1 protein-coding gene and 2 pseudogenes are annotated in these 2,872 nt (G+C 66.2%); 2 read left to right on the top strand and 1 reads right to left on the bottom strand.

Features of this window, described 5'->3' with window-relative positions; all coding sequences use genetic code 11:
- Positions 1–114, top strand: a pseudogene (locus tag JWP83_RS22900) (type VII secretion protein EsxI); the annotation flags it as partial.
- A 67-nt stretch (positions 115–181) separates the two neighbouring features.
- Here JWP83_RS22900 and JWP83_RS22895 read toward each other — a convergent pair.
- A pseudogene (locus JWP83_RS22895) lies at positions 182–1,532 on the bottom strand (PPE family protein).
- 711 nt (positions 1,533–2,243) lie between these two features.
- On the opposite strand from JWP83_RS22895, the gene JWP83_RS22890 reads away from it, so the two are divergent.
- Positions 2,244–2,872 (top strand): response regulator transcription factor (locus JWP83_RS22890; protein ID WP_297735244.1); only part of this gene is annotated, 629 nt, incomplete at its 3' end.

The raw sequence follows: 2,872 nt of genomic DNA, 5'->3' as shown, positions 1-2,872 counted from the left end.
GGTCGCAACTTCCAGGTGATCTACGAGCAGGCCAACTCCCACGGCCAGAAGGTGCAGACCGCGGGCAGCAACATGTCCAGCACCGACAGCGCCGTCGGGTCCAGCTGGGCCTAACTCGCAACTTCAGCGCGGGGCCGCACACCGACCGGTGTGCGGCCCCGTCGTTTGTCTGCCGGCCGCGCTAGCCGGCGACCGGCGAGCGCGGAATCAGCGAGGAGCGGAACCCGATCCGCTGAACCGCGCCCTCGGACTCGCGGCCGACCATGCCGCCCAATGGCAGTTTGGAAATGCCCGCGCCGGGCGCCGCTGATGGCCCGGTCGGCGCGTCGCCCCAGCCACCCGACATGACGTTGGCGTCCAGAGCGGGCTGCGGCGTGACCGACGACACGGCGTCGCCCCAACTCGGCGGCACTGACAACGTGCCGAGCGAGGCCGCGTGACCGAGGCCCGCCGTGGCGCCCTGTCCCAGACCACCCAGGTCCCCCATGCCCGCGCCGCCGGGAAGACCACCGGACCTCTCGGCACCAATAAGCGAGCCGGCGCCCTCCAAGTCCAGGGATGTGCCATATCCGTCGAAACCAAGTCCGGCGCCGTCGGCGCCCAGGCCCGCACCATCGGCACCCAAGCCGGCCACATCGGAGCCGAAGCCGAACGCGTCCAGGCTAATGGCGCCCCTATTTCCGCCCAGCAGAGAAGTGAGGCTCGAGGTCAAGCCGGAGAAGACCCCCGCACTGGTGCTGGCGCTCTTGGTGGCGGTTTTGCCCGACGCGCCGGTCAGGCTCGATAGCGCACTGATCGGGGCGGAAGCCCCCGACGATCCCAGCGACGCGGCAGTGCCCGCCGCCGCCTGCGGCACCCCTGTCCCGGACGCCGCGCCCGGGGTCGCCAGCGTCTGCAGGGCCTGGGGCACCGACGAAATCAACTGCGCCGTGGTCGTCTGCGCATTGCTTCCGGCCTGGGTGCCGGTCGCCTGCGCGACCGCGCCGGCCTGGCCGGCGAGCCCGCCCGGGTTGGTCGTTTGTGGCGGCGGCGTGAACGTCGAAAATGCCGACGCCGAAGCCGAATTGGCGGCGTAGTTGTACATCGCCGTCGCGTCCTGGGCCCACATCTCGCTGTACTCGGCCTCCGTGGCCATGATCGCCGGTGTGTTCTGGCCAAAGATGTTGGTCGCGATCAACGCCACGAGCTGGGCGCGGTTGGCCGCGATCAGCGGCGGCGGAACCGTCATCGCATACGCCGTTTCGAAGGCGGCCGCGGCGGCCGTGGCCTGGGCGGCCGCCTGCTCGCATTGCCCGGCGGTGGCGGCCATCCACGATATGTAGGGCGTCACCGCGGCGGCCATCGATAGACGTCGACCCCAGCCACGACTCGTCGGTGAGGCCGGCGATCGCCGACTGGTAGCCGCTGGCGGCGTCGGTCAGCTCGGCGGCCAGCGATTCCCACCCCGCGGAGGCGGCCAACAAGGTACCGGGTCCCGGCCCCAAGTACATCCGACCGGAGTTGATCTCCGGTGGCAACGCGCCAAAGTCCATTGCGTATCCTTATCTCTCGCCCGAGTTTGCTGATCCTGTTGCGCGGGAGCGGCGTCGTTGCCTTTGCTGCCGCGGAACGTCGTAGTGGTCGACAACGCGTCGCAACGCCGGGAAGGCCGCGCGAGACCCACGGACCGTGGGCGGCGATCGTGACGCGGCGCGCCGGCGAACGCACGGACCTCCGCGTCGACGGCCGTCGGCAACAACCGTTCGGAAGGAGTTGGATCGATCACATCTCTGGCGACCGTCGAGGGGCCCGTAGAACCGAAGTCCCGGAAATCACCAGCCGTCGCCAAAACCGTTCTCGATGGCCCGCTCGCAAGCCGCGCTACCAAAAACATTTAGCGTTACCAACATTCGTAACTTCACGTAACTCACCGGTAACGAAGATCGGGACACCTTCGTCCTCGGCCGTCGGGCGTACGTGTCGAGCTCCGACGGCATCCGCTGAAGCGCAGTGTCCCATAATCAATCAAATGCGTTTGTAGGACGTTGATTTGGAGGACCACCATTCGGAGCGGTTCGGTTCTGTCAGACCAATGACTCTGCATGCCAATATTTTTGGGAATTCAACTCTTCTCAACTTCACTGATAAACAGATATAACGCACATATTTGAGTGGCGTCGGGCGTGAGCCACCGAACGGAGTTTTATTTGAGAACTCTATGAAGTCCGTGACAACCGCATGTGCGCTTGCGAGAATGTAGGAACATGACCGTGATGTCGGGACACGCAGGCAGCCAACGGCCACGCCAGGCCATTCTGGGGCAGCTGCCCCGCATCTATCGTGCCGACGGTTCACCGATCCGGGTTTTGCTGGTGGACGACGAGCCCGCGCTGACCAACCTGGTGAAGATGGCGCTGCATTACGAAGGCTGGATGGTCGACATCGCCCACAACGGCCGCGAGGCCATCGCGAAGTTCGAGAACGTCAACCCCGACGTCCTGGTGCTCGACATCATGCTTCCAGACGTGGACGGCCTGCGGATTCTGCAGCGAATCCGCGAATCCGACGCCTATACCCCCACGCTGTTCCTCACCGCCCGCGATTCGGTCATGGACCGCGTCACCGGCCTGACGGCCGGCGCGGACGACTACATGACGAAGCCGTTCAGTCTCGAGGAGCTGGTAGCGCGGCTGCGAGGGTTGTTGCGCCGCTCCGCTCAGCTGACCCCGCCCGCCGCCGAATCCTTGAAAATCGGCGACCTGCACGTCGACACCGCCAGCCGGGAGGTCCTCCGCGGCGGCACCCAGATATCGCTTTCGTCAACCGAGTTCGAATTGCTTCGCTTCCTCATGCGCAATCCCCGCCGCGCGCTGAGCCGGACCGAAATCCTCGA

Source organism: Mycobacterium sp., assembly GCF_025965855.1.
In the GTDB taxonomy this organism is placed as follows: Bacteria; Actinomycetota; Actinomycetes; order Mycobacteriales; family Mycobacteriaceae; genus Mycobacterium.
Note: the sequence above shows the minus strand (reverse complement) of the source record. Positions and strands in the feature narration are given on the sequence as shown.